Origin of the sequence: Verrucosispora sp. NA02020, from assembly GCF_013364215.1 — a bacterium.
Classification (GTDB): Bacteria; Actinomycetota; Actinomycetes; order Mycobacteriales; family Micromonosporaceae; genus Micromonospora.
The window spans coordinates 1,375,850-1,401,877 of sequence record NZ_CP054923.1 but is presented as its reverse complement, the minus strand read 5'-3'; the positions used below and the strand labels follow the sequence as shown (position 1 = coordinate 1,401,877).

Sequence of the window (26,028 nt, the reverse complement as noted above, 5' to 3'; positions counted from 1 at the left end):
TACGCGGAACGTCAGACTTTTGGCCTAACGGGTCTGGCTCTACTCCGGCGGACCGGCGTACTCGTCCCGGATGGTGCGCTTGAGGATCTTGCCGCTCGGATTACGCGGCAACCGGTCCACCAGATGCCACTCCCGGGGGACCTTGTACCGGGCGACGTGCTCCCGCACGTACCCGTCCAGGGCGGTCACGTCCACCTGCCGGCCCGGCCGGCTGACCACGAAGGCGGCGACGCGCTCGCCGTACACCTCGTCCGGCACCCCGACCACCGCGACGTCGTCGACCGGTTCGTGCCGGGCGATGACCTCTTCGATCTCCCGCGGGAAGATGTTCACGCCACCCGCGATGATCATGTCCTTCTTCCGGTCCACGATGGAGATGAAGCCCTCCTCGTCGCGGACCGCCACGTCGCCCACCGAGAAGAACCCGTCGGCGTCGAACCCGGCCCGGGTGGCCTCCTCGTCGTCGAGGTACCCGGTGAGCAGCAACGGCGAGCGGGCGTACAGCTCACCGGGCTCGCCCGGCCCCACCTCGGCGCCGTCCTCGCCGACCAGGCGCACCTCGTTCCAGAACCACGGGTGGCCGACGCTGCCGGCCCGGGCCAGGGCGAACTCCGGCCGCAGGTTGGTCACGATGGAGCACTCGGTCGACCCGTACAACTCGTGCACGGCGACCCCCGGGAACGCCGCGATCACCCACTCCTTGAGCGCCACCGGCAACGCGGCGGCGTTGAAGTAGAGGGTCTTGAGCGCCGACAGGTCGTAGCGGGCCGCCGGGTCCTCGCAGAACCGGCGGATGTGCTGGGCGTGCGTGGGCACCAGAAAGACCGTCTCCGCACGGCTGCTCACCATCAGGTCGAGCAGTCGCTCCGGGTCCCAGGTCGGCAGCACGGTGCAGGAGCCACCGAGCATCGGCGCCGCGTACGCGAACTCGAAGCCGGCGCCGTGGTACATCGGTGCCACCGCGATCGTGCTCTTGTTGGGGCCCAGGCCGTAGTCGAGCCCGACCCCGAAGGCGGTCAGCACCCGCCCCCGGTGGGTCAGCAGCACGCCCTTGGGCCGCCCGGTGGTCCCCGAGGTGTAGGTGATGCAGAACGGGTCCATCTCGTCCACCGGCACCGCCGGGTCCACCGCGCGACCGGCGGCGACGAAGGAGTCGTAGTGCTCACCCACCGTGCCGCCGAAACTGAGCACCAGGTGCAGGTCGTCGACGAGCCCGTCGACCCGGTCGGCCAGCTCGTCCGCCACGATGATCCCCCGGACCGACGCGTGGTCCAGGACGTACGCGTTGTCGCCGACGTTGTTCCGGGGGTTCAGCGGCACCGTCGGAATGCCGGCCTTGGCCATCGCCGCCGAGATCTCGAAGTACTCGAAGCGGTTGTTCGCCAGGACCGCGATCCGCTCACCGGGGCGCAGCCCACGGTCCAGAGTGGCCGAGGCGAGGCGGTTGGACCGCTCGTCCAGCGTGCCGAAGGAGATCTGGCGGTCGCCGTCGACCACCGCCACCCGGTGCGGCGTGGCCCGGCCGAACTCCCGGATACCGGCCGCCATGTTGAGCTGCACACCCCTCACCTGGTGTCCTCCCTTCCTGTCCCGTTCATCAGCATCACGGCCTCGACCTCGGCGACCGGCTCGTCGTCCGCGTCGATCCCGGTCCAGCGGAAGTCCACGACCTGCGTGCCACGGGAGGTGACCCGGCTTGCGACGCGTTCGATCCGCACCCGTAGCGTCGCGCCGGCCTTCACCATCCGGTGGAATCGCACCCGACGCAGTTCCAGCAGTGCGATCGCGTCGTCGAGCAGGCCGGACTGTTCGACCAGGCCACCGAGGAGCAACACGACCGCCTGACCCGGCAGCGGCGGACCGTCGGCGTCACCGCCGGGCACCCGCTGGAACAGCGGGTGGGTGTACCCGCCCCGGCCGATCAGCGTGTCGACCAGGTCCGCGTCGACGACCACCTGCGGGGTCGCGGTCGACTCAGGCGAGGGTGCGGACATCGACGTCCCCCCAGACCGGTGGGCGCTTCTCCACGAACGCGCGATAGCCCTCGGCCACCTCGTCGACCTCCTCGTGCAGCCGGGAGAACATCTCGCGCTCGTAGCGCAGGCCCTCCTCCAGGGTCATCGTGTGCACCGAGTTGAGCAGCCGCTTGGTGATCGCCAGCCCGGGTCGGGACCGGCCGCGCAGCATCGCCAGCAGCTTGCCCACCTCGTCGTCCAGCTCGGTCAGGGGCGCGCTGGCCAGCGCGACCCCCCACTGCACCAGCTCGGGGCCGCGCAGCCAGGTCGGGGTGAGCATCAGCGCCTTGGCCCGCTGGTCGCCGAGCTTGCGCGGGGCCCGCTGGCTCGACCCGGCACCCGGCGGCATCCCGAACTCCAGGTGGATGTCGCCGACCCGGGCCTCGTCGGCGGCGATCACGAAGTCGCAGGCGAGGATCAGTTCGAACCCACCGGCTCGCGCCAGCCCGTTGACCCGCGCGATCACCGGTACGCCGAGATGCTCGATCCGGCGCAGCACCGCGTGGTACGACCGCAGGAAGGGCAGGAACGTCCGCTGTGGATCGGCGAAGCACGACTCCAGGAAGTCGATGTCCATCCCGACGCTGAAGGCCCGCTCCCCGGCACCGGTGACCACGACCGCCCGCAGAGCGTGGTCCTGCTCGGCCTCGTCGAGCGCGGCGTCCAGCCCGGCGATCACCGCTGGGGTGAGGCTGTTCATCGAGTCCGGACCGTCCAGCACGATCGTCATGACCTGGTCGTCGGTGGTGTGCCGCACCCGCGTCATGTCCGCTCCCCCACCTTGACGAACAGTTCGACGTCGGTCGCCGCGGTCAGCGCCGGCACCCGCGCGCCGGCGGGTACGTGCAGCAGCGAGCAGGGGGTGAGCGTCACGCCGTCCACCACGAGGTCGCCCCGGGTGGTGACCAGGAAACGGTCCCGGGGCACCGGGGTGGGCGCCCCGGTGTAGCCGGCCGGCAGGCGGACCAGGGCGCTACAGGCACCGGTGTCGACGTTCTGGCTCAGCGCCTTGGCGAGCGGCACCGCGTCGTCGGCGGTGGGCACCCCGTCGGACATGGCCGGCAGGCCGAGCACGATGGCGTCCACCCCGGACCACGGTGCGTCCAGCGGTGTCCAGGGCACGAACCGTGACTCGACCCGGCGCTGGTAGCCCCGGGGTCCGATCCCACCGTCCGCGTCGTCGCGCGCCTGTGCGCCGGCCCGGTCGTCCGGGCAGACCACCCGGGAGACCCGACCACTGTGTTCGCTGGCGACCTCCCCCTCCATGCAGAGGATGTTCTCGAAGCCCTCGTCGCTCCACGCCTTGTGCACCCAGCCGGGCGGACGCCAGAAGTAGTCGCCCTCGACCAGCCGCCCCTCGGCGCTCAGCTCGGCGACCCCGGCCAGGAAGTACGACTCCTCGACGCTGTCGTGGTATGCCTCGCTGAGGTCGCGGTAGCCGGGCGTGGCCCGTACGTGGTCGATGCGTCGGGTGCTCTCACGGTCCCGCCACAGCGACCGCATCCAGTACCGGGACAGCAGGTCACGCACCTGCTCCGGATCGCCTCCGAAGTTGTCCCGGAAGGCCGGTTCCATCGAGTCGTACACGTCCTGGCCGTTGACCCACGGCAGCGTCGTGGAGTCGACGATCGTCACTGTCACCTGCGTTCCTCCACCTCTCGCCGGTGTGGGGTGTTCTCCAGGTTCCGAAAGGCATATGTCAGGTGTTAACCGAGAAGATGACGATGGCGCGTCGCGAAGTGCCCCGTCGTTTCCGTCTTGCAACGTCCACCTGAGCAGCTCAGGTGCACACTGTGCAGGCCGAGGACCGGGTCTGGCAAGACCTTGACACTGCTGCTGTTCATTCCTCAGACTTTTGACGGAAGGTGGTGTCCTAGTGTCTACCTCTCTGCCCCGGAGCCCCTGAGGTGCGCGACGGCACCACCACCGGCCCGCCCGACGCACCGGCGTACCGACCCTCGGTGGTGATGGCTGCCGCCTCCGGCGCGCTGGTCCTGGTGGCGGTGCTCGGCAGCTTCGCCGCGTCCCCGCTGTTCGCGGTCTACGCACAGCGGTGGGACCTCGATCCCGCGCAGGTGAGCCTGGCGTTCGCCGGATACCCGGTCGGCGTGATCGTGGTGGTCACGCTGCTCGGCGGACTCTCCGACCTGATCGGCCGACGCGTCACGATGCTGCTCGGTGTCGCACTGGTGCTGCTCGCCTGCCTGGTGACCGCCGCCGCCACCACGCTGCCGGTGCTGGTCGCCGGACGATTCGTGCAGGGCATGGCGACCGGCATGGTCAGCGCCACCACCGCTGCCGCGCTGCTGGACTTCCACCCCCGGGGCACCCGGGCCGGCAGCCTGACGCACGCGGTCTGCACCACCCTCGGCATGGGCTTCGGGCCGCTGATCGCCGGACTCCTCGCCGACCACACCGCGTACCCGCTGGTGCTGCCGTACGTCGTGATCGGCGCGGTCGCGCTGGTGCCGTTGGTGCTGCTGCTCCGGGCACCGGCCGACCGCCGGACGGCGGGCCGGGTCCGGCTGGTCCGTACGGTCCGCGTCCCCCGGGCGATCCTGCTGCCGTTCAGCATCGCGACCTGCTCGCTGATGACGCTCAACAGCTGCATGGCCCTGTTCGGCACGTTCGGCGCGCGCATCCTCACCGAGGGGGCCGGCATCAGCACCGCAGGCGGAACCGGCGGGCTGCTCACCCTGCTGGTCACCATGACCCTGCTCGCCCAGCTCGCGGCGAACCGGGTTCCGGCGGCCCGCTCGGTCGGCCTCGGCGTCCTGGTCATCGCCGCCGGTGCCGGCACCACCACCGCCGCCCTGCACCTGGCCAGCGGCGCGGTGACGATCGCCGGCACGGTGCTGGTCGGCACCGGCGGCGGTCTGGTGCTGCTCGGCGCGACCCGGCTGATCGGCTACTGGGCGCCGACGCACCGCCGCGCCGAGGTCTTCGCCGCCTGGATGGTCGCCGCGTTCGCCACCCTGGGCGGCACCTCGCTGCTCGGTGGGCTCGCGCTGGGCGGTGTCGCGCTGACCACGGTGATGGCGGTGGCCACCGGCGGCATCACGACACTGGCGGCGTACACCCTGGTCGCGGTGGCCGTGCAGGCGCGCCGCGACCGACGGTCGGCACGGTGACCACGGCGTTCCCGACCGGGCCGCCCGACCTGCCGACCGGACGGCCTCGTCGGTCAGCCCGCGTCGTCGGCCAGCCTCGTCACCGCCTCGACCGCGTCGGCCATCTGCATCCGCAGGTCGTCCAGGACGGCGGCGACCGAGCGGGTCCCGGTCACCAGACCGACGGCCTGCCCGGCCGCCGAACCCATCACCGGGGTCACCTGGTGCTCGAACGCGCTGACCACGGTGTCCCGCGCCAACACCTGCTGTACCGGCGACGGCAAGGACGGCGGTGCCTCCGGCGTCCGCCACGCCAAGGTCCAGGCGGTGGTGAGTTGCCGGGTCGGCTTGCCGGTGTACGAGGTGGTCTTCTCGGTGTCGGTCGCCGCTGCGGCGACGATCTTCTCCTTGACCACCGGGTCGAGGTCGCTCTCGGCGGTGGCCAGCCAGACCGATCCGGTCCAGACCGCCTGCGCGCCCAACGCGAGGGCCGCGACCACCTGCCGGCCGGTGGCGATCCCACCGGCGGCGACCACCGGTACGTCACCGGCGGCGGCCACCACCTGCGGCACCAGCACCATCGTGGTGATGTCGCCGGTGTGCCCGGCCGCCTCGTAGCCCTGCGCCACCAGCACGTCCACCCCGGCGGCCAGTTGGTGGCGCACGTGCCGCGGATCGCCGACCAGACCGGCGAGGAGCATGCCGCGTCGGGTCGTCTCGGCACGCACCTCGGCCGGCGGCGGGCCGAGAGCGCTGGCCACCAGGCGGATCGGATGCGCCCGGGCGACCTCCCACAGGGCATGGGCGTTGGCGTGGGTCATCAGGTGGTCGATCTCGGTCGGCATACCGCCGAGCCGGTTGTGGCCGGGCTCGCTGCGCCGCACCGGCACACCCCACCGGGTCCGCAGCGCGTCCACGAACGCCCGGTGGTCGGCCGGGATCCGACCGGCCAGCTCCGCCGGGTCGTCCCCGGCCGACTTCGCCGGAAAGAGCAGATCCACGCCGTACGGCCGCCCGGCGCACTCCCGGTCCAGCCAGGTGAGGTCCCGGTCGAGGTCGTCCGGGGTCATCGAGGCGGCCCCGAGTACGCCCAACCCACCCGCGCGGCTGACCGCCGCGACCACGTCCCGACAGTGGCTGAACGCCAGCACCGGCAGGTCGACCCCGAGCCGGCGGCACAGCGGGGTCACGACGACGGCCCGGCGGTCACCGCGCACACCTCACAGCCGTCGGCGTCGACGCCGCAGCTCGCCCCGGCGGACCCGGCGGCGACGCCGAGGTAGGCGTCGACCAGTTCCGTCACCGCCCCGAGTCGCTGCGCGGCGACCGGCGGCTCCGGACGTGGGCCGAGTGCCGCCGCGTGACCCGCGCGCAACCCGATCACCGACGGGTCGACGATCTCGATGCCGGCACGCCGGGCCACCTCGGCCGACACCGGTGTCATACAGGTGCAGCCGAACAGGATCAGGTCGGTCCCGTCGCGCTGTGCGGCGTCCAGACAGGCCCGGGTGATGGCGGAGACGACGTCGTCCTCGCCCCGGCCCATCCGCGCCTTGACCCCGGCGTCGGTGCCGACCCGGTCCAGTTCCGACTCGTCGGAGAGGTAGTGCACCCCGACGGCGAGTTCCCCGCCCGGGCAGGCGGCGAGCCGATCGGCATAGATGTAGTCCATGGACGTCGGCCAGACGGTGACGATGCTGAACCGGCGACCGGACTCGGCCGCCCAGGCCAGTACGGCCTCACCGGCCCCGACGACCGGTACGGGTGCGGCGGCGCGCAGTTGCGCCATCCCGTAGTCGGCGAAGGTGTCGATGTAGACCGCGTCGCATCCGGCGGCGATGGCCGCCTCGGCGGCGTCCACTGTGCCCAGTTCGGTGAGCAGATGATCGTATTTGGTGCGGGCGAACCGGCGCAGTCGCGGGTCCACCAGGTCGGTGACGAGACCGGGTGGATCGGGCAGCACCGGGGCTCGTTTCGCGTCGGAGTTGATGACCGCCAGCCGTCGAGGCTCACTCATGTCGACCTCCCGCGAAAAGTCTGACTTATATATCGCGAGAGTGTCAACGATGCAGATGGACCATCAACCCAAGAGCTGAGAGATCTATCTGTCCACACTTCCGAAAGGTCTGCTTCTCGACCCACCTGGCGACTCGGACTGTCGTGCACCCTCAGGTGAGCGCGGCGGCCAGGAGCCGGTCGAGGGCCGAGTGCGCCTGTTCGCGCGCGGCCGAGGCGTCGTCGTGTCGCGCGACCCAGAGCGCGGCCTCGTTCATCGCCCCGGACAACTGCGCCGCCAACGCGTCGAGGAGGCCGTCCGGCACACCCACCGCACCGAGAGCCTCACTGAGGTGAGCGGCGGAGTGCTCCGCGTCGAGCAGGCGCCAGCGCTCCCATCCCAGCACGGCCGGACCGTCGACGAGCAGGATGCGGACGACGGACGGGGCGGTGATCGCGTCGAGGAACGCATGCGAACCCGCCCGCAGCTGCTCACCGGGATCGTCACCGGCCCGACCGGCCGCCTCCACCACGCTCGCGGCCACACGCGCCTGGAGCTGCGCCACGGCGGCACGGAACAGACCTGGCTTGTTCCGGTAGTGGTGATAGACCGCGCCCCGCGTCACTCCTGCGGATCGCGCCACGTCGTCGAGCGAGACGTCGGCGAATCCCCTGGCGGCGAAGAGGTCGATCGCCGAATCGAGGACCTGCTGGGCGGTCCGGGCGGCGGCAGCCGCAGTGGCGCGAGGCATGGAGCTTCCTTTACGTACGCAGTGTATGTATCGTGTGCAGCGATACATGCACAGTGTACGTAAAGGAGCATTCGATGACCGTCACCAGTTTCTACCCGGTCCTGACGTCCCAGGACGTGGCCGCCGCAGCCGGCTTCTATCGGCGCGTGCTCGGCTTCGAGCCGACCTACGAGTCCGACTGGTACGTCAGCCTGCGCCTGGGCACCTTCGAGCTGGCGATCCTCGCCCACGACCACACCACCATCCCCGACGGATACCGGAAGCTGCCGCGCGGAGTGATCGTCAACCTCGAGGTCGACGACGTCGACGCGGTCCATGCCCGGTTGACCGACGAGGCCGGATTGACGCCGGTGCTGGCACTCCGCGACGAGGACTTCGGGCAGCGGCACTTCATCGTCGCCGCACCCGACGGGGTGCTGCTGGACGTCATCCAACCGATCCCGCCCCAGGGCGGATACCAGGACGCCTACCGCCAGGCGTGACCCGGCCGGCTCGAATCCCCGCAGCCCGGTGGCGGCGTGCTCCCGGACCGGGGCGCGTATGCCACCGGTGACACAGTGATGCCCCCGTCCCACCCGGGCGGGGGCATCTACGAGGAACAAACCACCGGTTCGCACATGGTGCGTTCGGTGGAGCCGAGGGGACTCGAACCCCTGACCCCCACACTGCCAGGGGGGATCTCCCGGCCTGCGCCGACCAGCAGAAGTCCGTCAGCAGCCAAGAAGTGCGAATGGATCTCGCGTTCACCGCAACTCCCCGGTCCCGACCGATGCACCTGGCATGAATCTGGCACGAGCATGGATGGCTTGCCTGGACTTCCACTGCACCGCAACATGCTTCCGCAGCCCCGCCGGACAGACAGAAAGAGGATATGAAGTTAGTTCGCTTTCTTGCACTAATCGGCGCCAACCGATGGCAGAAGCGACCGTCCGCATCCGCCGATTGATCCATAGTTTTGACCGAAGCGGCAGGGGGGCAGGCCGTACAGCGCGACCTATGCTTGCTTGCGCTCAGCGCCCGTTGAAGGATCAGCGCTGCTCGAAAAGGAGAACTCCTGGTGGCAGACAGAAAGACCCAGCAACCGTCGGCCAGCGCAGGGCGTGAGCTCACACGCCGCCAGGAAAAGGGGGTAGTAGGAAAACACGCGCCAGATGGCTTGCATCTTGCCCGCTTCGGGACATTTATGCTGATAGCCCGCAAGTTTCCGCAACCTGAAACCGTCATGAGTAGGCTAAAAGATGCACTAGAGGCCGACTATCGCATAGCGGAGGTAGTATCGACCGAGTTCGAGTCGAAGCGCATGGGAACCCGCCGCATATATCGACACGACGCCTCCCAGCCAAGCTTCTTGAGCGGAAATGAAATCAAGGCTCTACAATTTTCCGAGCCCATCGTCTTCAAAGTGCAGGTACCCCGAAAAAACCAAAAACCTTTTAGGGGGCATCTAGACATCCCCTCGGATGATTACTGGGTTGCCTGGGATGGGATAACGATGATCGTGACGTGGCCCCACCAAAAAGGTGAATCGTTTCCTCGATCCGGGGGCCATATTGCAATCGACATACTGAGCGATGTTGCAAACACTGCGGGGTTCGAACTATACGCACAGCCATGCAGTCCAAACTGCACCAACGGCTTCGCGCACACCACAATGGTTGTTCACGTTTGCGATGAGGTGACCGACGCGAACGAGTATAAGAAAAATGGCTCATTCGTTGATGTGCATCTTCACGCACCAAACGAACCTAATGAAATCGCGAAATCAATAGCAAATGATCTCCGATACGAAGCCGAGATATTCGCGGAATACAAAAATCAAGCCCGGCGAATAAGGGAAATCGAAGAGTCTGCACGGAGCATGACCGAGGAGTTGCTGAGTCTCAACATACTCAGCATCCAACGCATTCATTTGCCTTGGTGGCGTCGCGTGGTGACATGGCGAGACAAAAGAACCCAAAGGCGTAGAGCCAGTCAACTGATAGCCCTTCTTTGGTTAAGCTTTGCCCAGATCGAGGCAAGCAAACGCGACTGGTCCGAACTGCACAGACGACTCGAAGACGCAGTCAATCGATACGAGACAGGCAGCCTCTTTGAGCGTGACCGGCTCGACGACGACGGCGCGATTCAATCGTTGGATCTTAGTTTCATCAAAGCCGCAGTGGAACAGAGCGCCGCCCGCCAAGACACCTATGACATGGCGTCAAAAACGGCTCTTGGTGCTGCTGCCGCTCTAATCGGTGCAATCGCAGGAGCGATAGCTACCACACTCGCCGGTTGACTGTGGCGCCGATAATCGACCATTGGGGACATGTCGGAGACTGGCCAACGTGCGCCGGAAGGTCATTCAGGCGTGAGCCGTCGAGGGGCCGCTAGGTTGCTGGCGACAGCCAGATCGGTCGTCAAACGACGCACTTGTCTCTGACATGTCACCAAGTTTCGAAGTGCTACCGCAGCTCAACGTGGATCGAGTGACAGGGTGACACTGGTGACACTACCCGACTCGCGGCCACCACCAAGCTACGGAAGCTCCGCCAAAAGGTACCGTCAAAACAGCCCGTGCAGAGGAAGTCAGGGCTGCCATGCTTTCCATGCGTCGGTGAGCATCTCGCCTAGGTCAGATCTAGCTGGGCGCCATTCCAAAACGGCGTGTGCACGGCTTATGTCCGCGACCAGCTTCGGTGGCTCTGACTTGGGCGGCATGCGCCTCACCGTCACCGGACGACCAGTGACCCGCTCAGCAGTCGCCACTACTGCCGCCATGCTCGTTCCAGTGCCGGATCCAAGGTTAATTATTTGGCTGGCGCCAGGAGTACACGCTGACAGAGCAAGCCGAATGCCGCTTGCCACATCTGCCAGGTGCACGAAGTCGCGCACCGCCGATCCGTCACCATTCAGCGTAACGTAATTGAGCTGACCCGTGATAGCTCGGAAGATGTTGGGGATGATCCGAGCCGTATCGGTGTCTGCTACACCGTCCACGGCGCCTGAAATGTTGAATGGCCGGACGGTGACAGCCCCCATTGCGCCGGTCGCCGCGTAAGCCGCCACCAGCTGCTCGGCCGCAACCTTGGATGCGGCGTATGGACTTTCGGGATGGGCTGCGAGATCTTCAGAGAGTGCCCCGCTGTACTGAGATCCGTAGACAATGTTGGTCGATGCAAAGACCATTGAGACAGGTGGCCTCGAATTCCGCAGCGAATCCAGTGCCATTAGTAGGTTGAGAGTACCTGCCGTGTTTACGTCAAAATAGCCAAGCGGGTCGGTAAGGGAGCCTCGACCGCTAGTCAGAGCCGCAAGGTGCACAATGCCCTCATACTCAGACTCTTGAATGATCCGTGAGAGCCGCTCGCGGTCTCGAAGATCGCCCGTCACCAAATCGGCGCCAACCGGTGGCTTGGTATCGACTCGCCCACGGGTCATCACGGTCACATGGTGCCCAGCTGCAAGCATTTCGAGCGTGACAGCGCGTCCCAGGAATCCAAGCCCACCGGTGACCAGTACGTGCACGTCAACCTCTCCCTAGGATCGTGCGGCGATGCTTCCATGCGAGTTGCATGCATCCGGCCGCTGCTGGGGCCAGCCTGCCGCTGGCAGCCAGTTCCTCGATAGTGTGGCGGGTGAACGGCAACGCAGGGACGGGCTTTACTCGGCCAGTCGTGACCACGGTTCCTTCGGCGTTGGCGCTGACCATGTTGGCAAACAACCGGTCGTAAGTTGGGCCGTCGAAGACCGCCACGGTCAGGATCTCTCCCCACAGCGTGAGGGCATCAAGGGCGACGCCGAGGCAGTAGACACGAACTCCGCCAGCAGCGTACGCCCGATCGAAGGAAGCCAGCGGATCGATGGAGTAGTCCGCCGGTTCTCCCTCACCGCCATGTTCGGCGTTACCCAGGAATTCCTCGCTGTACTCTCGCATCAGGTTGCGCCACAGATCGAAATCGGCAGCTTGTGCAGCGGGAAGAATGCTCGACGGTTGGAAGACCCCGGCAGGCATGATGTGCAGCATTCCACCGGCTACTGCCACGTTCCCAGCAGCGCGGTTATGCAGAACGAAAGAGACACCGTCTTCATCTACTCGAAGCGTCAACGTGTCGGTTGAGGACGCCGTTGCCCGGCGGCTCGGCGTAAACGGATCACTGACCAGCCGACGGAGCGCTAAGTTGCGCCAGGACGCCGGCAAGATCCCGCTTCCATCGCCAGCTATATGAAACATGGCCATCTCATGAGCCAGCGCCTCGGAGACATCGACGGCTCCGAAGTAGGTGCCAGTCGAGAATGTCAGCGCTCGCTCAGGGTGACTCCAATCAACATCGGTGAGGTGCCACGCAAGCCGGTTCTCAAAGAGCCGAGGCTGTTCGACATCCCGGAGAGCGAGGCTGTAGCGCTGGTGTCGCCGGCCATCGGCAGCTAGCGGACGAACGGCTGTCGCCGCATCCTCGGTGCCAGTAACCGCCGGCGAGGCCCCATCCGCCGCGTGCGCGATCCCGAACTGCCCCAGCTCGATCGGTGCCGCCGGCAGCCAAGCCGGCGCTGCGATCAGTCCGCTATCCCCTACTCGATGCTCTGGCTCGTACAACCGGGCCGCCTCGCGGGCGAGCTGGACGCGGTAGGCGTTCAGCGTCCGCCGGACGGTCCGCCACTCTTCCTGGCTGTCCTCGGCTTGCGGATGAGATACGGGTTCTGGATGGATGGCAAAGCCTCCCGCGTCGCTCTCAGCCTTCTCGCTTCGCTGCGGTGTGATGCGCTGCCTGGTCAAGCCGAGGTCTTGCACAGTGACGCCGAAATGCTCTGCGAGCAACTGCCGGTAGAGCGCGGATGGAAAGGTGATGCCGCGTTCCCACCGACTGACCTGGTTGGCCGTGACAGCCAGCCTCTTCCCACGTGCCGCGCCTAGGCGGTTCAGGGCATCGGCCACGTCCTGTTGGGACTCTCCCGCCGCATCACGCAGGTTGTAGAGCGCGAGATTGGGCGTGGCGTCTTTGGCGCGAGCAGCCAACTCTTCGTTCCCCTCCGGCGTTGTCAGCGACTGGTTCCGCCGAGCGTGCCTAGTCGGTGCCTAGTGGATGCGCCCTAGCTGCCCTCAGCACGGCGTTTGGGTGCGCGCCGTGAACTGGTGTCCTTGTTTCCATGACCGACATCGACAGCAATCCGCTCGACGGCATCGGCAAGCCGACGAACCTCGGCGTGGAGCTGATCGAGTCGGGCAAGCACGACCGACGAGCCGTCCGGCACTCCCGCCCCCGTGCGCGCCCCTGGTGGCGTGGCGCCCGTCAGAACCGCTTGCAGGTAACCGTCTGGCCAGTCCAGTGCCTGGGAGATCGCAGCGAGGGTGCGGGTCGAACGCTTCCGGTTCGCCTTGGCGTACTGCAACTCACGCAGGGTCGCAACGGACACCTTGGATCTCTCTGCGAGTTCCTGCTGAGTCAACGGCAACTCGGCCATCCGGCCGTTGATTGCGCTGGCCACGGCCTGCCAATCCTCCACCCGATGCCTCCACCTCTGACGTACTGATCCGCTGATCCTAGCTTCTTCCCTCGTTGACATCGTGCAACATCAGCGCTAATTTTAGCGCTGAAATCAGCTATCCCCGGCCCTGCCCTGGAGGTTCCCGTGCGGAAACGCCTCGCACTCGTCACCACTGAGCCGACCGCCGCCGACCTGGCCGCGATCGCCACCGAGTGGCCGCTGATCGCCGCCGAACTGGACGTCCTCGACGCCGAAATCACCCTGATCAACGCCGAGGATCACGGCGGCCCGACCGCCCTGGACTGGCGCAGGCTGCGCCGGGCCGAGGCCCGCGTGACCCGCGCCGCCGCCGAGGTGGCCACCCGCACCACCGGCCCGGACCGCGCGGCCTGATGTCCCGCATCCGCGCCGCCTTCCACGACCCGGACGGGACGAAGTACGGCATCCCCACCTTCTGGTGGAAGGGTGCCCCCGCCGGCTACGCCACCCGTCGTCAGCTGCGTGCCGCTGGGCTGCGGCCCGGTGGTCAGCCGGTGGCCGCGCAGATCCTCTGGCGCGGCGTCGGTGGCAACCGGGTGGCGTACCTGTACCGGGTGGAGCTGGCCCGGCCGAAGCGCACCGCGACCCCCGCCCAGATGCGCGCCATCACCGCCGCCCTGACCGCCCGCCGCACCTGCCGCGTGTGCGGTGTGGTCCGCCCGTACTGCATCCCGCGCTCACTCGGTGAGTGCGTCGACTGCGCCTACCCGATGAAGGGAGCAGCATGAGCGCTCGCACCTTTACCCATCCGTCCGTGCTGGCCGGTATCGCCGCCGGTGCGTCGTGGGCCGATCCGACCATGAACCCGGCCGACATCGACTGGACGACCCGCCGCGCCGCCGCCGCGATCCCGTTCCCGCTGGTGGATGGTCGGCCGGTCAACCCGTACGCGCCGACCGGTATCCGCTACGGCCGCAACGAACTCGGCCACTGGGGCGAGGCGCAGGCCGCCGACGCGATCGTGACCGCCTGGACCGACCACGGCCACCGCTGGGTGCTGAACCACCGGTGGTTGTTGCTGATCGAACGCGACGACGACCACGGGTGGGCGCTGCCGGGTGGCCACGTCGACCCCGGAGAGAACCCGACGCACGCCGCGTTCCGGGAACTTGCCGAGGAAACCGGCCTGGTCGCCAACCCCACCGATCCGTGGGTCAGGACGCTACCGGCCCGCTACGTGCCCGACCCCCGCGCCTCGGATGAGGCGTGGATGGTCACCACCCCGGTCCGCATCGACCTCGGCCACGGCTGGCGCGGCCTGCCCGACGTGACCGGCCGCGACGACGCCCGCCGCGCCTCGTGGGTGCGCGCCGACTCCTACCAAGGACTCATCGAGTACCTGCGGCACTACCTCGACGGTGACCTGTTCCCCGCGCACCGGGGCCTGCTCGCCGACATCCTCGACCACTGACCGGAGGTCACTCTGATGACTGCCCCCACCCTGTCCGCGTACCCGAAGCCGGTGGACGAACTGGTACCCGCCGCGCGGGACTTGGCCGACCGGCTCGGCACGGTTCCGTCCCGCAACCGCATCAAGAAGGAACTGCGGGTCGGCGGCCCGAAGGCCGACGCCATCCTGGCCGAACTGACCCGCACCCCCGACACGCCCCCGACGCCCAACACCGACCCGACGCCTGAGCCCACCCCGCCCCCGGCGGACCCGGATGAGTCCACCGCGACCGATCCGGCCCCCGCCGTCCCGGTGGTGGACCCGCCGCCGCCCGCCGACACCATCGCGCCGCCGGTGGAGGCGCAGCCCGCACCCGTCGCAGACCCGGGCACCAACATCACGCCACGGCCCGCCCGCCGCGCCGTGGTGTGGCCGGTGGTGCTGCTGGCGCTGCCCGCGTTCGTCGCCATCTGGTCCGGGTGGGTCGGACTCGGCGAACTCACCGGGTTCGGGGTGGTCCACCCCCTGCCGGGCATCTGGGACAGCTTCTCCATCAACTCCGCCATCACCCTTCCGATCGGTGTGGAGACGTACGGCGCGTACGCCCTGTACGTGTGGCTGTCCGGCCGCGTCCCACCCCGCGCGCTGCGGTTCGCCAAGTGGTCTGCGATCGCCTCACTCCTGGTCGGCGCGCTCGGGCAGGTGGCCTATCACCTGCTGGAAGCGGCCGGTGTCACCGCCGCCCCGTGGTGGATCACCACCGCCGTGGCGTGCCTGCCGGTCGCCGTACTCGGCATGGGCGCCGCTCTGGCCCACCTCGTTCGCGAGGACCACTGATGGGCAAGCGCAAGGCGACCGGACAAGACCTGGTGAACATCGTCGCCGAGTGGACCGTGACCCAGACCCACCGCGACGACACCACCCGCGCCGCCTGGCGGAATCTGCCGCCGCAGGCGCAAGGGCAGATCCACGGATGGGCCGCCGACGAGCGACAGCGACGCGCAGACGGCACCACGATCAGCGACTGATTCGCCCGGCGGCACGGCCCCTGGCCTGGTAACCGATGCCGTGCCGCCGGTCTCACCCCTCAGCCCTTTCAAGACCTCAGGAGAGGCCATCCATGTTCGCAGACCCGACCGGTTCCCGCGCTGCCGTGTTCGCGGCCGTGTTCGTCGCTCTCTACGTCGCTCATCAGGTGGGTGACCACTGGATTCAGACCCAGCATCAGGCCGACTGCAAGGGCCAGCCCGGCTGGCCCGGCCGCATCGCCTGCGCCGCGCACGTGGCCACCTACACCGGCACGGCGCTGCTGGCGTTGGTGTTCCTGATCGCCGGTACCGGCCTGCGCCTCGACCCGGCCGGGGTCACGGTCGGACTCGGTATCTCGGCCGTGACGCACTACATCGCCGACCGACGTGCCCCGTTGCGGTGGCTCGCCGACCAGACCGGCAGCGCCCGGTTCTACCTGCTCGGCGTACCTCGGCCGGGCCGCGACGACAACCCGTCACTCGGCACCGGGGCCTACGCGCTGGATCAGTCCTGGCACGTCGGGTGGCTGTTCATCGCCGCCCTGTTCTGCGCCATCTAGCCCCGCCCGGCGGCACGGCCCTCTCTGGCCTCGCAAACCACGGGCCGTGCCGCCGGCCCCCTACCGATCCGACAGACCCGTGGGAGGAACCCCCATCATGACTGCCCCCGATGACGACCGTTTCGACTGGCAAGCCGCCGAAGCTGACCTGACTGACGCCACCGGGCCGGATGCCGAGGTGGTCGACCTGGACGCCGCCCGGTCCCGCCGCGCCGGTGCCGACCCCGACGACACCGCCGAGGGCGGGCCGATGCTGGTCGACAGCATCGACGCGCAGCGCCGCCCACGGTTCACCCTGACCGGTTTCCGGGACGCGCAGCGTCGGCCGATCCTGCCCGGCTGGCTGCGTTCCCGCACGGAGTTCACCGGGAACCTGGCGTGGGCGGCCGGGCTGGCCGCGCATGGCGCCGGCTACCACGCGCTGCGGGTGCCGAAGTATGCCGGGAAGCTGGCGTGGCGTGCCCCGGTCGGCGTCTACCGCGTGACGCGCGGGTACACGCGGTGGCTGTTCGACCTGGAAGGCGAACCCGTCCGCCAGTCCGTGGTGCGGGCGAGCATCGACCGGCCGGAAGAGGCCCGCCTGTACCAAACCCTTGCCCGGCAACGGGATCGGCGAGTGCGGTGGCGTGGCCTGACCGCCGTTCCCACCTTCGGTGTCCTGCTGGTCGGCCTCGGCCTGCTCGCCACCGCCCCGGCCGCCGCCGTGGTGGCGACGGTCGCGGTTGTGGTGGTGGTGTTCGGGATGCTCGGCGCACCGGCCGACCGGCCGCTGCTCGACACCGCCGTGGTTCGCAACCCGGTCACCCCGCTCACCTCGGATGAGGTGGTGCGCGCTTTGGCCGCGCTCAACATCTCCGGCATCAACCAGGCACTACGGCGCGGCGACACCGGCAAGCGGTGGTTCCCCGCACCCATCGCACGGGAGAACGGCACCGGCTGGCGGGCCGATGTCGAGTTGCCGCGCGGGGTGACCGCCTCGGCGGTGGTCGAGAAGCGGGAAGAGTTGGCCGCCGCGCTCACCCGGCCGCTCGGCTGCGTGTGGCCCGAGGCCAACGCCGAGGTTCACCCCGGCCGCCTGGTGCTGTTCGTCGCGGACAAGGACCTGTCGCGGTCCAAGCAGAGCGCGTGGCCGCTGTTGAAGTCGGGGGCGGTGGACCTGTTCAAGCCGTTCCCGTTCGGCACCGACCCGCGCGGCCGGATGGTCACGCTGACGCTGATGTTCGCGTCCATGATCGTGGGGTCGATTCCGCGTATGGGTAAGACGTTCTCGCTGCGTCTGGCCCTGCTCGGCGCCACCCTCGACCCCCGCGCGTGGGTGCTGGCGTTCGACCTCAAGGGCACCGGGGATCTGTCGCCGTTGGAGCCGGTGTGCCACCGCTACCGGGCCGGTGACGAAGACGAAGACATCGCCTACGGCCTCGCCGCGATGCGCGAGGTACGCGCCGAGCTGCGGCGCCGCACGAAGGTGATCCGGGAGTTGCCGCGTGACCTGTGCCCAGAGAACAAGGTCACCCCGGACCTGGCCAGCACGAAACGCCTCGGCCTACAGCCCATCGTCATCGGTGTCGATGAGTGTCAGGTGTGGTTTGAGCACGCCAAGTACGGCGACGAGTTCGAGGAGATCTGCACCGACCTGATCAAGCGTGGCCCCGCCGCCGGCATCACCCTGATCCTGGCCACCCAACGCCCCGACGCGAAGAGTCTGCCGACCGGCATCAGCGCCAACGCAGTGCTGCGGTTCTGCCTCAAGGTCATGGGCCACACCGAGAACGACATGGTGTTGGGCACGTCGATGCACAAGGCCGGCATCAAAGCGACCATGTTCTCCCGCCGTGACCGGGGCATCGGCTACCTCGCCGGTGAAGGCGACGACCCGACCATCACCCGCACGTTCTACATCGACGGACCGACCGCAGAGCAGGTCATCCGCCGCGCCCGCACCCTCCGAGAGCAGGCCGGCACCCTGACGGGCCACGCCGCCGGGCAGACCGTCGACACCGTGGCCGTGCGCCGGGGCACGCTGCTGGACGACATCGCCGCCGTGATGTCCGACAGCGAAGCCAAGTTGTGGTCCGAGGTGGTCTGCGAACGCCTCACCGGACTGCGGCCGGAGGTGTACGCGGGTTTGACGCGGGAGCAGTTGACCGCCGCGCTCAAGCCGTACGGCGTCACCACCGGACAGGTATGGGGCACCGACCCCGACACCGGCAAGGGCGCCAACCGGCGCGGCATCGACCGCGCACACATCCTCACCGCGATCACCAAGCGTGACCGCGAGCAGGGTGGACGGGCCGCCAGCTAGCCGCACCGATCGCCGCTAGGTCTAGCGGCCAACCCCGCTAGACCTAGCGGCACCACTAGCGACCAATCCGAAACCTGGCCAGCGCCCTAGTCCCTAGCGGCGCCGGCCCTCCACACCCCGAAACGGCCCCTGGGAGGCGTTCCGTGGTCACCCTCGCCCTGCTAGCTAGCCTCACCCTCGCCGGTTACGCAGCGTGGCACCTGATCCTCTGCTACGCCGCGCCGATGCCCCGCTGCCGCGCCTGCCACGGCACCGGCGAACGACGCGGACTGATCATCCGCACACCGCATGAGTGCCACCGCTGCCACGGCACCGGCCACCGGCCCCGCCTCGGCCGACGACTCATCGAGTACATCCGCACCGAGTACCGGGCAGGCCACCAGTGACCGGCCGCGACCGGCACACCGGATGGTGCGCCGGTGGACACCACTGCGGCCTCGGCGAACACCGATCCAACGAAATCCTGATCGACGCCGGCCACGCTCGGGCCGTACTCGTACGGGTCCGCACCGCCGCCGGCCGCAACCACGCCGAGATACGCGTCAGGGTCGCCCTCGCACCGACCGAACCGGCCGCCCGCCGTCAGTTGGTCGGCCTGCTCGGCGACGTTCGCCAGGCCGTGACCCGCGCGGCCATCGCGGCGCGACCTCGACCGAGGCGGGCCGCCTGATGCGCGGGCCACGCCGTGACGGCGCCTCACCACGTGATCCCCGACTGTCCGGGTTGGAGATCTGGCTGACCGGCACCCCCGCAGAGCTGGACGCCGCCACAGCCGCGCTTACCGCCGCCGGGCACCGGCTCGCCCAACGCGGTACCCGGCGCCCGCTGACCGGCACCGACGCTGGCCGACACCGCCTCTACCTACGCGTATCCGTCGCCACCACCGCCCGACGAAGCGGCCAGGCACCGGACCTCTCCGGCGCGGCGCTGCTCGACCTCAATGCCGCCCGTACACAACGCCACATCGCCTGATCAGGAGACACGCCAATGTCCGATCTGCTCGCCGCCGCTCTCGCGCACGCCGCGCGTGGTTGGCACGTCTTCCCGCTGCGTTCCGACGACAAGCGACCCGCATTTCCCGACCACCCCGCCGACCAGTGCACCGGCCGTGACCCGCGTTGCCGGACCGCAGGCCGCCACCTCGGGTGGGAACCGCGCGCCACCTGCGACCCGGACCGCATCCGCCGAGCGTGGTCCGTCCACGCGTACGGCATCGGAATCGCGTGCGGTCCGTCCCGGCTCGTGGTGATCGACCTCGACATCCGCAAGCCCGGTCAGACCATGCCGCCCGGTTACGAGGGATACGGCTCCGGCCTGCGTGTGCTCACCGAACTGGCTGCCCGGCACGGCGGAACCATCGACCCGACCTACACCGCGACCACCGGACGGCGTGGCACCCACCTCTACTACCAGCACCCGGCTACCGGCCCCGAACTGCGCAACACCGCCGGGATGCTCGGCCCGATGGTCGACACCCGCGCCTACGGCGGTTACGTCGTCGCCGCCGGCAGCACCGTCGCCGGACGGCCCTACACCGTCGATCTGGACACCGACCCGGCGCCGCTGCCGGAATGGCTGGCGCCGCTGCTAGCCCCGGCACCGTTGCCGCCACAGCGGCCGGTGGTGGTCGACCTCGGCACCGGACGGCGCGCCGCCTACGTCGACGCCGCGATCCGCCGCCAGGTCACCGAGATCACCACCGCCGCGCCGGGACGCCGTAATCACACGCTCTACGTGTCGGCGGTGGCACTCGGGCAACTCGTGGCCGGTGGCGCGCTCACCGAGGACGACGCCACTTCGGTTCTCACCAACGCCGCGCAGGCAGCCGGACTGCGACCGGCAGAGACGGCACGCACCATCGCATCCGGGCTGAGGGCCGGTGCGCGTCGGCCCCGGAGCGTGGCCGCATGACCGCCCCTGCCGAGCGTCCCGACCTGCGTGTAATCCAGCCCGGTGACGACACCGCCGCCGAAGTAATCGCCCCGATTCGGCGAGAGCCGGGCCGTATCCGGACCGCGTGGACCGCCGCCGACCTCATGGCCATGGAGTTCCCGCCGCCGAAGTGGGCAGTGCCCGGTGTGCTGTCCGAGGGCGTGAACCTACTCGCCGGCCCGCCCAAGGTCGGCAAATCGTGGCTGTCCCTCGGCCTCGGCCTCACCGTTGCCGCCGGTGGCCAGGCATTCGGCAGCATCGACACCGAGCCTGGCCCGGTGCTCTACCTCGCATTGGAGGACACACCACGCCGGTTGCAGTCGCGGATGGGCAAAGTCCTCGCCGGGCGACCCGCGCCGGCCGGGCTGACCCTCGCCACCTCGTGCCCGCCGCTGCCGCAGGGTGGTGACGAAGCGATCGCCGGGTGGCTGGACCGCAACCGCGAGGCGCGCATGGTCATCATCGACGTGTTCGCCAAGCTGCGCGGCACGTCCGCACCGGGCATGTCGGCCTATGACGCGGACTACGCGGCCGTCGGTCGGGCGAAGAAGGTCGCCGACGCCTACGGCGTGGCTGTGGTGCTGGTGCATCACGTCCGCAAGGCCGGATCGGACGACTTCTTGGAAGCCGTGTCCGGCACTAACGGCCTCGCGGGTGCCGCTGACGCCACGCTCGTGCTACGTCGGCCGCGCGGGTCGGCCGATGGGGTGCTGCACGTGACCGGCCGCGACGTGGACGAGTCCGAATACGCCCTGGCGTTCGACCCGACCAATGGCGCGTGGACCATGCTCGACGGCCCGGCCGCAGAGCACGAAGTCAGCGACACCCGCGCCGCGATCCTGCGATGGCTACGCACCTTCCCCGGCAGCACACCCAAAGCCATCGCCGAAGGCACCGGCCTCACCGCCGACAACGTCAAGAAGACCTGCGGCCGAATGCTCGACGCCGGTCAAGTCGCCTGCGACCCCGGCGGTCGATACCGGGTACCCGCCTAGCTGTCCCCGCTGTCACCCGAGTCACCGCAGTCACCAGACCCGCACGCACCTGCGGAAACGATACCGATTCGCGGAGACAGGCCAGTGACAACTGACCGGTCGCAACCGGCCCGGCAGACCGGCTGAAACACACGCCATCCGCCATGTTTCAGCCCAGACCCTACCCATCACCCTCGCATCCCCAAGATCTTGGCTCTACGGCGCTCTCAGCGGGCCGTTCTAACGCTCGCTGAGAGCGCCGGCCATCGATCCACCCCGAACCCTGCAATCGACCAGAAAGGCAGCCAGCTTGCCGACGAACACCCTTCCCGCCACCCGCACGCCGCACCACAGGAGGCCCGCTATGCCGGAGAGGTACCTGACGATCCCGGAAGTTGCTGCTCGCCTCGGCACCACCGACCGATTCCCGCGCCGGCTGATCGAGGAACGGCGCATCGAGTTCAAGCGGTTCGGCCGACACGTACGGATCGCGGAAACCGTCCTGAACGCCTATATCGACTCCTGCACCGTCACGCCGGTGCGCCGAATCGGCCGGGCACGGAGGGCCGCCTAGATGGCCGGCAACTCCAAGGGGCGTAAGCGCCGCTTCGGCAGCGTCAGGAAGCTGCCGTCCGGCGCGTGGCAAGCCCGATACACCGCAGCAGACGGGTTGCCACGTAAGGCACCGAGCACCTTTGACACGAAGCGGGCCGCCGAACAGTGGTTGGTCGAAACCGAGGCCGAGATGCTACGCGGTGAATGGCTCGACCCCGACGCGGGAAAGATCACGCTGAGCGAGTACGCCGATCGGTGGATGCGCGAGCGCGATCTCAAGGCACGCACGCGAGAGGAGTACGAGCGGCATATCCGCCTTCACGTCCGGCCGCAGCTCGGCGACCACCCGCTCAACGAAATCAGCGCGCCGCACATCCGGAAATGGCGCGCGGACCGGCTGGCCGATGGTGTGGGAAAACCGACCGTGGCGAAGACGTACCGCATCCTTCACGCGATTCTCGCCACCGCCGTTGACGACGACCTGATACGCCGGAACCCTTGCCGCGTCAAGGGCGCCGGTCAGGACAAGGCCGAGGAACGGCCCACGGCCACGCTGCACCAGGTATTCGCGATTGCCGAAGCCATCCAACCGCGCTACCGACTGCTCGTGCTGCTCGCTGCGTTCGCGCAACTGCGGTTCGGTGAACTGGTGGCGCTGCGCCGACGGGACATCGACTTGCGGACGATGGAGCTACGGGTACGCCGCGCTACCGCCGAGATGGAGGACGGCACGCAGATTGACGACGACCCGAAATCCGAGGCGGGAAAACGACCGATCAGCCTGCCAGCCGGTCTACGTACCGACGTGGAATGGCACCTCGCGCAGTTCGCCGAGGGCGGTCCCAACGGCCGGTTGTTCCTCGGCGCGCAGCGCGGCATCCCACGCCGCCGCAACTTCAACCGGATCTGGCGAAAGGCCCTGGCCGCCGCTGGCGTCCCGACCGACCTCGGCCTGCACCTACACGACCTGCGACACACCGGCAGTACCTGGTCGGCACAGAGTGGCGCCACGCTCAAAGAACTGATGGCCCGGATCGGCCATTCGAGCACCCGCGCAGCGATGATCTACCAGCACGCGACCCGTGATCGCGATCACGCCATCGCCGCCGCTTTGGACGCCCTGATCGAAGAGGCGCGAGGCAAGATCAGCGCGTGATCTGGCACGGATCTGGCATATAGCGACCCAAGATATTGACGAATAGCAAAAGCCCTGGTGGGAGATTTAATCTCTCACCAGGGCTTTTCGCTAGGGTGGAGCCGAGGGGACTCGAACCCCTGACCCCCACACTGCCAGTGTGGTGCGCTACCAGCTGCGCCACGGCCCCTTGCTGTCGCGCCCGACTGCCCGGGCACTGGGAGAACTATACACACGGTCGGCGGCATGGTCATCTCGCGGGGGTCCCCCGCGAGACGGCGTCGGAGCCCTCAGTTCAGTGCCACGTCCGGGGGGAAGTGCGCCACCGCGGCCATCATGCCGCCCTGCCTGCGCAGCACCATCGGCCACAGGTCGTCCGGACGGTCGACGAACGCGTCACCGGGCAGCGCGTCCAGCACGAACCAGGAGCCGTCCTCGATCTCCTGCTCCAACTGTCCCGCGCCCCAGCCCGCGTACCCGGCGAAGACCCGGATGCTCTCCACGCTCTCCCGCAGCCGCTGCGGGTCGACCGAGAGGTCGAGCGTGCCGACCGCTCCGGAGACCTGGTGGAAGCCCTTGAGTCGACGGACCGGCTGCCGCATCCGGGCCAGACAGATCGCCGAGTCGGGCTGCACCGGGCCGCCCTCGAACAACACGGCCGGATGGCGGGCCAGATCGCCCCAGTCGCGCAGCACGTCGGCCACTGCCACCTCGGTCGCCCGGTTGAGCACCACGCCGAGCGCGCCGCCGGGTTCGTGCGCGACCAGCAACACGACTGTGCGGTCGAAGTTCGGGTCCTTCAGCGCTGGCGTCGCCACCATCAGCTTGCCCGCCATCGACTCCGTCGCCCGTCCGCCGATCGCCTGCCCCTCTCCCTGCATCACCGCACCCGTCAACCGTGTACCGGGCAGCGGAAGCGACCACACATCGGGACGGCGGACCCGATCGGCACCATCCACGCTGTCTTTGCCATGCCTGGCACCATAGCCTGCGTCCACGGCGGTCGCGAAGGTCTGATCGTCGGGTGATCGACACCGGTGTCGGCGGGGGGCGGCGAAACCGGGCCGACAACCGGGCCAGCGGGCCCTACCGGCCGCCGAACAGAGGCGAAAACCCCTGGTGGACCGAGCCGCCCGGATAGATTCGAAGACGATGACAACGGTCCGGGACACCACCTACGAGCTGCTCCGCGCCCTCGGCATGACCACCGTCTTCGGCAACCCCGGTTCCACCGAGGAGCCCTTCCTCCAGGACTTCCCCGACGACTTCCACTACGTGCTGGCCCTCCAGGAGGCGTCGGCGGTGGGCATGGCCGACGGGTACGCCCAGGCCACCGGCGGGCCCGCCCACGTCAACCTGCACACCGCGCCGGGCACCGGCAACGCCATGGGCAACATCGTCACCGCCTGGCACAACCGGACCCCGCTGATCGTCACCGCCGGCCAGCAGACCCGGGAGATGCTGCTGCTCGAACCCCGACTCACCGCCCGGCACCCCACCGAGCTGCCGCAGCCGTACGTCAAGTGGGCCCACGAACCGGTCCGCGCGCAGGACGTACCGGCGGCGCTGATGCGGGCCTTCGCCACCGCCGTCCAGCCGCCGACCGGGCCGGTCTTCCTCTCCCTGCCGCTGGACGACTGGGCCCAGCCCGCCGACCCGCCACCCCAGGCCCGCACGGTGGCCACCCGGTTCGCTCCCGACCCGTACCGGCTCGCCGAGTTCGCCACGGTGTTGGCGGGCAGCCGGTCACCGGCGATCGTGCTCGGTGCCGCCGTGGACCGCGCCGGAGCATGGGAGCACGCGGTCGCGCTGGCCGAGCGGCTGGCCGCCCCGGTCTGGACGGCGCCCGCACCCGAGCGGACCGCCTTCCCCGAGGACCACCCGCACTTCCAGGGCGTCCTGCCCTTCGCGATCGCCCCGCTGGCCGAGCGCCTCCGCGGACACGACACGGTGCTGGTGGTCGGCGCCCCGGTGTTCCGCTACTACCCGCACGTACCGGGCGAGACGCTGCCCGACGGCGTACGCCTGCTGCACGTCACCGACGACCCGGAGGAGGCGGCCCGGGCACCGGTCGGCGACAGCCTGCTCGGCGACGCCGGGCTCGCCCTCGCCGCGCTGGCCGACCGGGTGCCACCCGCTGACCGGCCCCCACCGCCGGTCCGCGCCGAGCCCTCGGCGGTGGCGGACACCGTCCCGCTCAGCGCCGACGCCCTCTTCGCCGCGCTGGCCGCGCACTGGCCCGAGGACGGGGTGCTGGTGCAGGAGTCGCCGTCGAACCTCTCCGCCCTGCGGCGGCGGCTGCGGTTCACCCGGCCCGGTTCGTACTTCACCATGGCCAGCGGCGGGCTCGGCTACGGGCTGCCCGCGGCGGTCGGCATCGCGCTGGCGCAACGCGACACCGGCCGCCACCGACCGGTGGTCGCGGTGATCGGCGACGGCTCGTTCCACTACTCCGTGCAGGCGCTGTGGACCGCCGCCCAGTTGCGGCTGCCGCTGGCCGTGGTGGTGCCGGTGAACCAGCAGTACGCCATCCTCAAGGCGTTCGCCGACCTCAAGCAGACGCCCGGCGTACCCGGGCTGGACCTGCCCGGATTGGACATCGCGGCGATCGCGCGGGGCTACGGCTGTGCCGCCACCGTGGTCGACACTCCGGACGGGCTCGGCGAGGCGCTCGGCACCGCGCTGCGCGCCGACGGTCCGACCGTGCTGCCCGTCCCCATCCGCACCGACATCCCCCCGATCTTGTGAAAGGAGGGGTCCCCTACTAACGCCTCG

Annotated in this window: 28 protein-coding genes, 1 tRNA gene and 1 pseudogene; 18 read left to right on the top strand and 12 right to left on the bottom strand. The window is 69.1% G+C overall.

Translation table 11 applies throughout. From position 1 onward, the window contains the following. Positions 1 to 39 precede the first annotated feature (39 nt). From HUT12_RS06110 to HUT12_RS06095, 4 genes are read right to left on the bottom strand one after another with little or no spacing between them, the layout of a single operon-like run. Positions 40 to 1,569: a class I adenylate-forming enzyme family protein gene (locus tag HUT12_RS06110; RefSeq protein ID WP_254876730.1), complete on the bottom strand. Its 1,530-nt coding sequence runs from the start codon at positions 1,567 to 1,569 to the stop codon at positions 40 to 42. After that, positions 1,566 to 1,994, bottom strand: a complete 429-nt coding sequence (locus tag HUT12_RS06105; protein WP_176092762.1) for a MaoC/PaaZ C-terminal domain-containing protein — start codon at positions 1,992 to 1,994, stop codon at positions 1,566 to 1,568. The genes HUT12_RS06110 and HUT12_RS06105 overlap by 4 nt, the downstream gene beginning before the upstream one ends. Next, positions 1,975 to 2,781, bottom strand: a complete 807-nt coding sequence (locus HUT12_RS06100) for an enoyl-CoA hydratase/isomerase family protein (protein WP_176092761.1) — start codon at positions 2,779 to 2,781, stop codon at positions 1,975 to 1,977. Before HUT12_RS06100 ends, HUT12_RS06105 begins: the two co-directional genes overlap by 20 nt. After that, on the bottom strand, positions 2,778 to 3,656 hold the full coding sequence (locus HUT12_RS06095) for a hypothetical protein (protein WP_176092760.1): 879 nt from the start codon (positions 3,654 to 3,656) through the stop codon (positions 2,778 to 2,780). Before HUT12_RS06095 ends, HUT12_RS06100 begins: the two co-directional genes overlap by 4 nt. 266 nt (positions 3,657 to 3,922) lie before the next feature. Between HUT12_RS06095 and HUT12_RS06090 the strand changes: the two genes are divergently transcribed. After that, positions 3,923 to 5,146 carry an MFS transporter gene (locus tag HUT12_RS06090; RefSeq protein ID WP_176092759.1) on the top strand — a complete coding sequence of 408 codons (1,224 nt, stop codon included), beginning with the start codon at positions 3,923 to 3,925 and terminating at the stop codon, positions 5,144 to 5,146. Positions 5,147 to 5,199: 53 nt separating this feature from the next. Here the strand turns inward: HUT12_RS06090 and HUT12_RS06085 are convergent, their stop codons facing one another. From HUT12_RS06085 to HUT12_RS06075, 3 genes are all read right to left on the bottom strand, one after another. Further along, positions 5,200 to 6,342 carry a nitronate monooxygenase gene (locus HUT12_RS06085; protein WP_217705958.1) on the bottom strand — a complete coding sequence of 381 codons (1,143 nt, stop codon included), beginning with the start codon at positions 6,340 to 6,342 and terminating at the stop codon, positions 5,200 to 5,202. After that, the gene (locus HUT12_RS06080; RefSeq protein WP_176092758.1) at positions 6,312 to 7,142 is read right to left on the bottom strand and encodes an aspartate/glutamate racemase family protein; all 831 of its coding nucleotides are present in this window, start codon (positions 7,140 to 7,142) and stop codon (positions 6,312 to 6,314) included. Before HUT12_RS06080 ends, HUT12_RS06085 begins: the two co-directional genes overlap by 31 nt. A 151-nt stretch (positions 7,143 to 7,293) precedes the next feature. Then, positions 7,294 to 7,872 carry a TetR/AcrR family transcriptional regulator gene (locus HUT12_RS06075; protein WP_131053529.1) on the bottom strand — a complete coding sequence of 193 codons (579 nt, stop codon included), beginning with the start codon at positions 7,870 to 7,872 and terminating at the stop codon, positions 7,294 to 7,296. A 74-nt stretch (positions 7,873 to 7,946) separates the two neighbouring features. Between HUT12_RS06075 and HUT12_RS06070 the strand changes: the two genes are divergently transcribed. Together HUT12_RS06070 and HUT12_RS06065 are read left to right on the top strand one after the other, a co-directional pair. Then, complete coding sequence (locus tag HUT12_RS06070; protein ID WP_131053528.1) at positions 7,947 to 8,354, top strand: VOC family protein; 408 nt, start codon at positions 7,947 to 7,949, stop codon at positions 8,352 to 8,354. 575 nt (positions 8,355 to 8,929) lie between these two features. Beyond that, on the top strand, positions 8,930 to 10,150 hold the full coding sequence (locus tag HUT12_RS06065) for a hypothetical protein (protein WP_176092757.1): 1,221 nt from the start codon (positions 8,930 to 8,932) through the stop codon (positions 10,148 to 10,150). A 290-nt stretch (positions 10,151 to 10,440) separates the two neighbouring features. Here HUT12_RS06065 and HUT12_RS06060 read toward each other — a convergent pair whose 3' ends face one another. The 3 genes from HUT12_RS06060 to HUT12_RS06050 form a co-directional block, all read right to left on the bottom strand. Beyond that, positions 10,441 to 11,379, bottom strand: coding sequence for an NAD-dependent epimerase/dehydratase family protein (locus HUT12_RS06060; RefSeq protein WP_176092756.1), 939 nt, complete (start codon positions 11,377 to 11,379; stop codon positions 10,441 to 10,443). Position 11,380: 1 nt separating this feature from the next. After that, positions 11,381 to 12,868: a helix-turn-helix transcriptional regulator gene (locus HUT12_RS06055; protein WP_176092755.1), complete on the bottom strand. Its 1,488-nt coding sequence runs from the start codon at positions 12,866 to 12,868 to the stop codon at positions 11,381 to 11,383. Between the two features lie 74 nt (positions 12,869 to 12,942). Next, on the bottom strand, positions 12,943 to 13,356 hold the full coding sequence (locus HUT12_RS06050) for an XRE family transcriptional regulator (RefSeq protein WP_176092754.1): 414 nt from the start codon (positions 13,354 to 13,356) through the stop codon (positions 12,943 to 12,945). 126 nt (positions 13,357 to 13,482) lie between these two features. Between HUT12_RS06050 and HUT12_RS06045 the strand changes: the two genes are divergently transcribed. The 14 genes and pseudogenes from HUT12_RS06045 (at position 13,483) to HUT12_RS05980 (ending at position 23,274) form a co-directional block, all read left to right on the top strand. Continuing rightward, positions 13,483 to 13,731: a DUF6284 family protein gene (locus tag HUT12_RS06045; RefSeq protein WP_176092753.1), complete on the top strand. Its 249-nt coding sequence runs from the start codon at positions 13,483 to 13,485 to the stop codon at positions 13,729 to 13,731. After that, positions 13,731 to 14,105, top strand: a complete 375-nt coding sequence (locus tag HUT12_RS06040) for an RRQRL motif-containing zinc-binding protein (protein WP_176092752.1) — start codon at positions 13,731 to 13,733, stop codon at positions 14,103 to 14,105. The genes HUT12_RS06045 and HUT12_RS06040 overlap by 1 nt, the downstream gene beginning before the upstream one ends. After that, positions 14,102 to 14,788, top strand: a complete 687-nt coding sequence (locus HUT12_RS06035; protein ID WP_176092751.1) for an NUDIX domain-containing protein — start codon at positions 14,102 to 14,104, stop codon at positions 14,786 to 14,788. The genes HUT12_RS06040 and HUT12_RS06035 overlap by 4 nt, the downstream gene beginning before the upstream one ends. A 15-nt stretch (positions 14,789 to 14,803) precedes the next feature. Beyond that, positions 14,804 to 15,604, top strand: coding sequence for an ABC transporter permease (locus tag HUT12_RS06030; RefSeq protein WP_176092750.1), 801 nt, complete (start codon positions 14,804 to 14,806; stop codon positions 15,602 to 15,604). After that, on the top strand, positions 15,604 to 15,795 hold the full coding sequence (locus HUT12_RS06025) for a hypothetical protein (RefSeq protein WP_176092749.1): 192 nt from the start codon (positions 15,604 to 15,606) through the stop codon (positions 15,793 to 15,795). Before HUT12_RS06030 ends, HUT12_RS06025 begins: the two co-directional genes overlap by 1 nt. A 92-nt stretch (positions 15,796 to 15,887) precedes the next feature. Further along, positions 15,888 to 16,355 (top strand): DUF3307 domain-containing protein, encoded by a 468-nt coding sequence (locus HUT12_RS06020; RefSeq protein ID WP_176092748.1) that lies wholly within the window; start codon positions 15,888 to 15,890, stop codon positions 16,353 to 16,355. Positions 16,356 to 16,452: 97 nt separating this feature from the next. Then, positions 16,453 to 18,657 carry a cell division protein FtsK gene (locus HUT12_RS06015; protein ID WP_176092747.1) on the top strand — a complete coding sequence of 735 codons (2,205 nt, stop codon included), beginning with the start codon at positions 16,453 to 16,455 and terminating at the stop codon, positions 18,655 to 18,657. A gap of 143 nt (positions 18,658 to 18,800) precedes the next feature. Further along, the gene (locus HUT12_RS06010; protein ID WP_176092746.1) at positions 18,801 to 19,043 is read left to right on the top strand and encodes a hypothetical protein; all 243 of its coding nucleotides are present in this window, start codon (positions 18,801 to 18,803) and stop codon (positions 19,041 to 19,043) included. Next, on the top strand, positions 19,040 to 19,327 hold the full coding sequence (locus HUT12_RS06005; RefSeq protein ID WP_176092745.1) for a hypothetical protein: 288 nt from the start codon (positions 19,040 to 19,042) through the stop codon (positions 19,325 to 19,327). The genes HUT12_RS06010 and HUT12_RS06005 overlap by 4 nt, the downstream gene beginning before the upstream one ends. Then, the gene (locus tag HUT12_RS06000) at positions 19,327 to 19,629 is read left to right on the top strand and encodes a hypothetical protein (RefSeq protein ID WP_176092744.1); all 303 of its coding nucleotides are present in this window, start codon (positions 19,327 to 19,329) and stop codon (positions 19,627 to 19,629) included. The genes HUT12_RS06005 and HUT12_RS06000 overlap by 1 nt, the downstream gene beginning before the upstream one ends. Positions 19,630 to 19,644: 15 nt before the next feature. Further along, on the top strand, positions 19,645 to 20,568 hold the full coding sequence (locus tag HUT12_RS05995) for a bifunctional DNA primase/polymerase (protein ID WP_176092743.1): 924 nt from the start codon (positions 19,645 to 19,647) through the stop codon (positions 20,566 to 20,568). Beyond that, positions 20,565 to 21,679: pseudogene (locus HUT12_RS05990) on the top strand (AAA family ATPase). The gene HUT12_RS05995 and the pseudogene HUT12_RS05990 overlap by 4 nt, the downstream one beginning before the upstream one ends. 248 nt (positions 21,680 to 21,927) lie before the next feature. After that, complete coding sequence (locus HUT12_RS05985; RefSeq protein ID WP_176092741.1) at positions 21,928 to 22,137, top strand: excisionase family DNA-binding protein; 210 nt, start codon at positions 21,928 to 21,930, stop codon at positions 22,135 to 22,137. Further along, a complete protein-coding gene (locus HUT12_RS05980) occupies positions 22,138 to 23,274 on the top strand; it encodes a site-specific integrase (RefSeq protein WP_176092740.1) in 1,137 nt (378 codons plus the stop codon). It begins immediately after the preceding gene. A gap of 96 nt (positions 23,275 to 23,370) precedes the next feature. Here HUT12_RS05980 and HUT12_RS05975 read toward each other — a convergent pair. Both HUT12_RS05975 and HUT12_RS05970 read right to left on the bottom strand, forming a co-directional pair. Next, positions 23,371 to 23,443, bottom strand: a tRNA-Ala gene (locus HUT12_RS05975). Positions 23,444 to 23,543: 100 nt separating this feature from the next. Further along, positions 23,544 to 24,134, bottom strand: a complete 591-nt coding sequence (locus HUT12_RS05970; RefSeq protein WP_131053527.1) for a YqgE/AlgH family protein — start codon at positions 24,132 to 24,134, stop codon at positions 23,544 to 23,546. A 271-nt stretch (positions 24,135 to 24,405) separates the two neighbouring features. Between HUT12_RS05970 and mdlC the strand changes: the two genes are divergently transcribed. Beyond that, positions 24,406 to 26,001: a benzoylformate decarboxylase gene (gene mdlC, locus HUT12_RS05965; protein ID WP_176092739.1), complete on the top strand. Its 1,596-nt coding sequence runs from the start codon at positions 24,406 to 24,408 to the stop codon at positions 25,999 to 26,001. Positions 26,002 to 26,028 lie beyond the last annotated feature (27 nt).

Excerpts from the sequence above, each read along its gene's own strand:
- HUT12_RS06105 (WP_176092762.1), bottom strand. The coding sequence starts at position 1,994 with ATGTCCGCACCCTCGCCTGAGTCGACCGCGACCCCGCAGGTGGTCGTC.
- HUT12_RS06100 (WP_176092761.1), bottom strand. The coding sequence starts at position 2,781 with ATGACGCGGGTGCGGCACACCACCGACGACCAGGTCATGACGATCGTG.
- HUT12_RS06080 (WP_176092758.1), bottom strand. The coding sequence starts at position 7,142 with ATGAGTGAGCCTCGACGGCTGGCGGTCATCAACTCCGACGCGAAACGA.
- HUT12_RS06075 (WP_131053529.1), bottom strand. The coding sequence starts at position 7,872 with ATGCCTCGCGCCACTGCGGCTGCCGCCGCCCGGACCGCCCAGCAGGTC.
- HUT12_RS06070 (WP_131053528.1), top strand. The coding sequence starts at position 7,947 with ATGACCGTCACCAGTTTCTACCCGGTCCTGACGTCCCAGGACGTGGCC.
- HUT12_RS06040 (WP_176092752.1), top strand. The coding sequence starts at position 13,731 with ATGTCCCGCATCCGCGCCGCCTTCCACGACCCGGACGGGACGAAGTAC.
- HUT12_RS06035 (WP_176092751.1), top strand. The coding sequence starts at position 14,102 with ATGAGCGCTCGCACCTTTACCCATCCGTCCGTGCTGGCCGGTATCGCC.
- HUT12_RS06030 (WP_176092750.1), top strand. The coding sequence starts at position 14,804 with ATGACTGCCCCCACCCTGTCCGCGTACCCGAAGCCGGTGGACGAACTG.
- HUT12_RS06025 (WP_176092749.1), top strand. The coding sequence starts at position 15,604 with ATGGGCAAGCGCAAGGCGACCGGACAAGACCTGGTGAACATCGTCGCC.
- HUT12_RS06020 (WP_176092748.1), top strand. The coding sequence starts at position 15,888 with ATGTTCGCAGACCCGACCGGTTCCCGCGCTGCCGTGTTCGCGGCCGTG.
- HUT12_RS06015 (WP_176092747.1), top strand. The coding sequence starts at position 16,453 with ATGACTGCCCCCGATGACGACCGTTTCGACTGGCAAGCCGCCGAAGCT.
- HUT12_RS06000 (WP_176092744.1), top strand. The coding sequence starts at position 19,327 with ATGCGCGGGCCACGCCGTGACGGCGCCTCACCACGTGATCCCCGACTG.
- HUT12_RS05995 (WP_176092743.1), top strand. The coding sequence starts at position 19,645 with ATGTCCGATCTGCTCGCCGCCGCTCTCGCGCACGCCGCGCGTGGTTGG.
- HUT12_RS05985 (WP_176092741.1), top strand. The coding sequence starts at position 21,928 with ATGCCGGAGAGGTACCTGACGATCCCGGAAGTTGCTGCTCGCCTCGGC.
- HUT12_RS05980 (WP_176092740.1), top strand. The coding sequence starts at position 22,138 with ATGGCCGGCAACTCCAAGGGGCGTAAGCGCCGCTTCGGCAGCGTCAGG.
- HUT12_RS05970 (WP_131053527.1), bottom strand. The coding sequence starts at position 24,134 with ATGCAGGGAGAGGGGCAGGCGATCGGCGGACGGGCGACGGAGTCGATG.
- mdlC (WP_176092739.1), top strand. The coding sequence starts at position 24,406 with ATGACAACGGTCCGGGACACCACCTACGAGCTGCTCCGCGCCCTCGGC.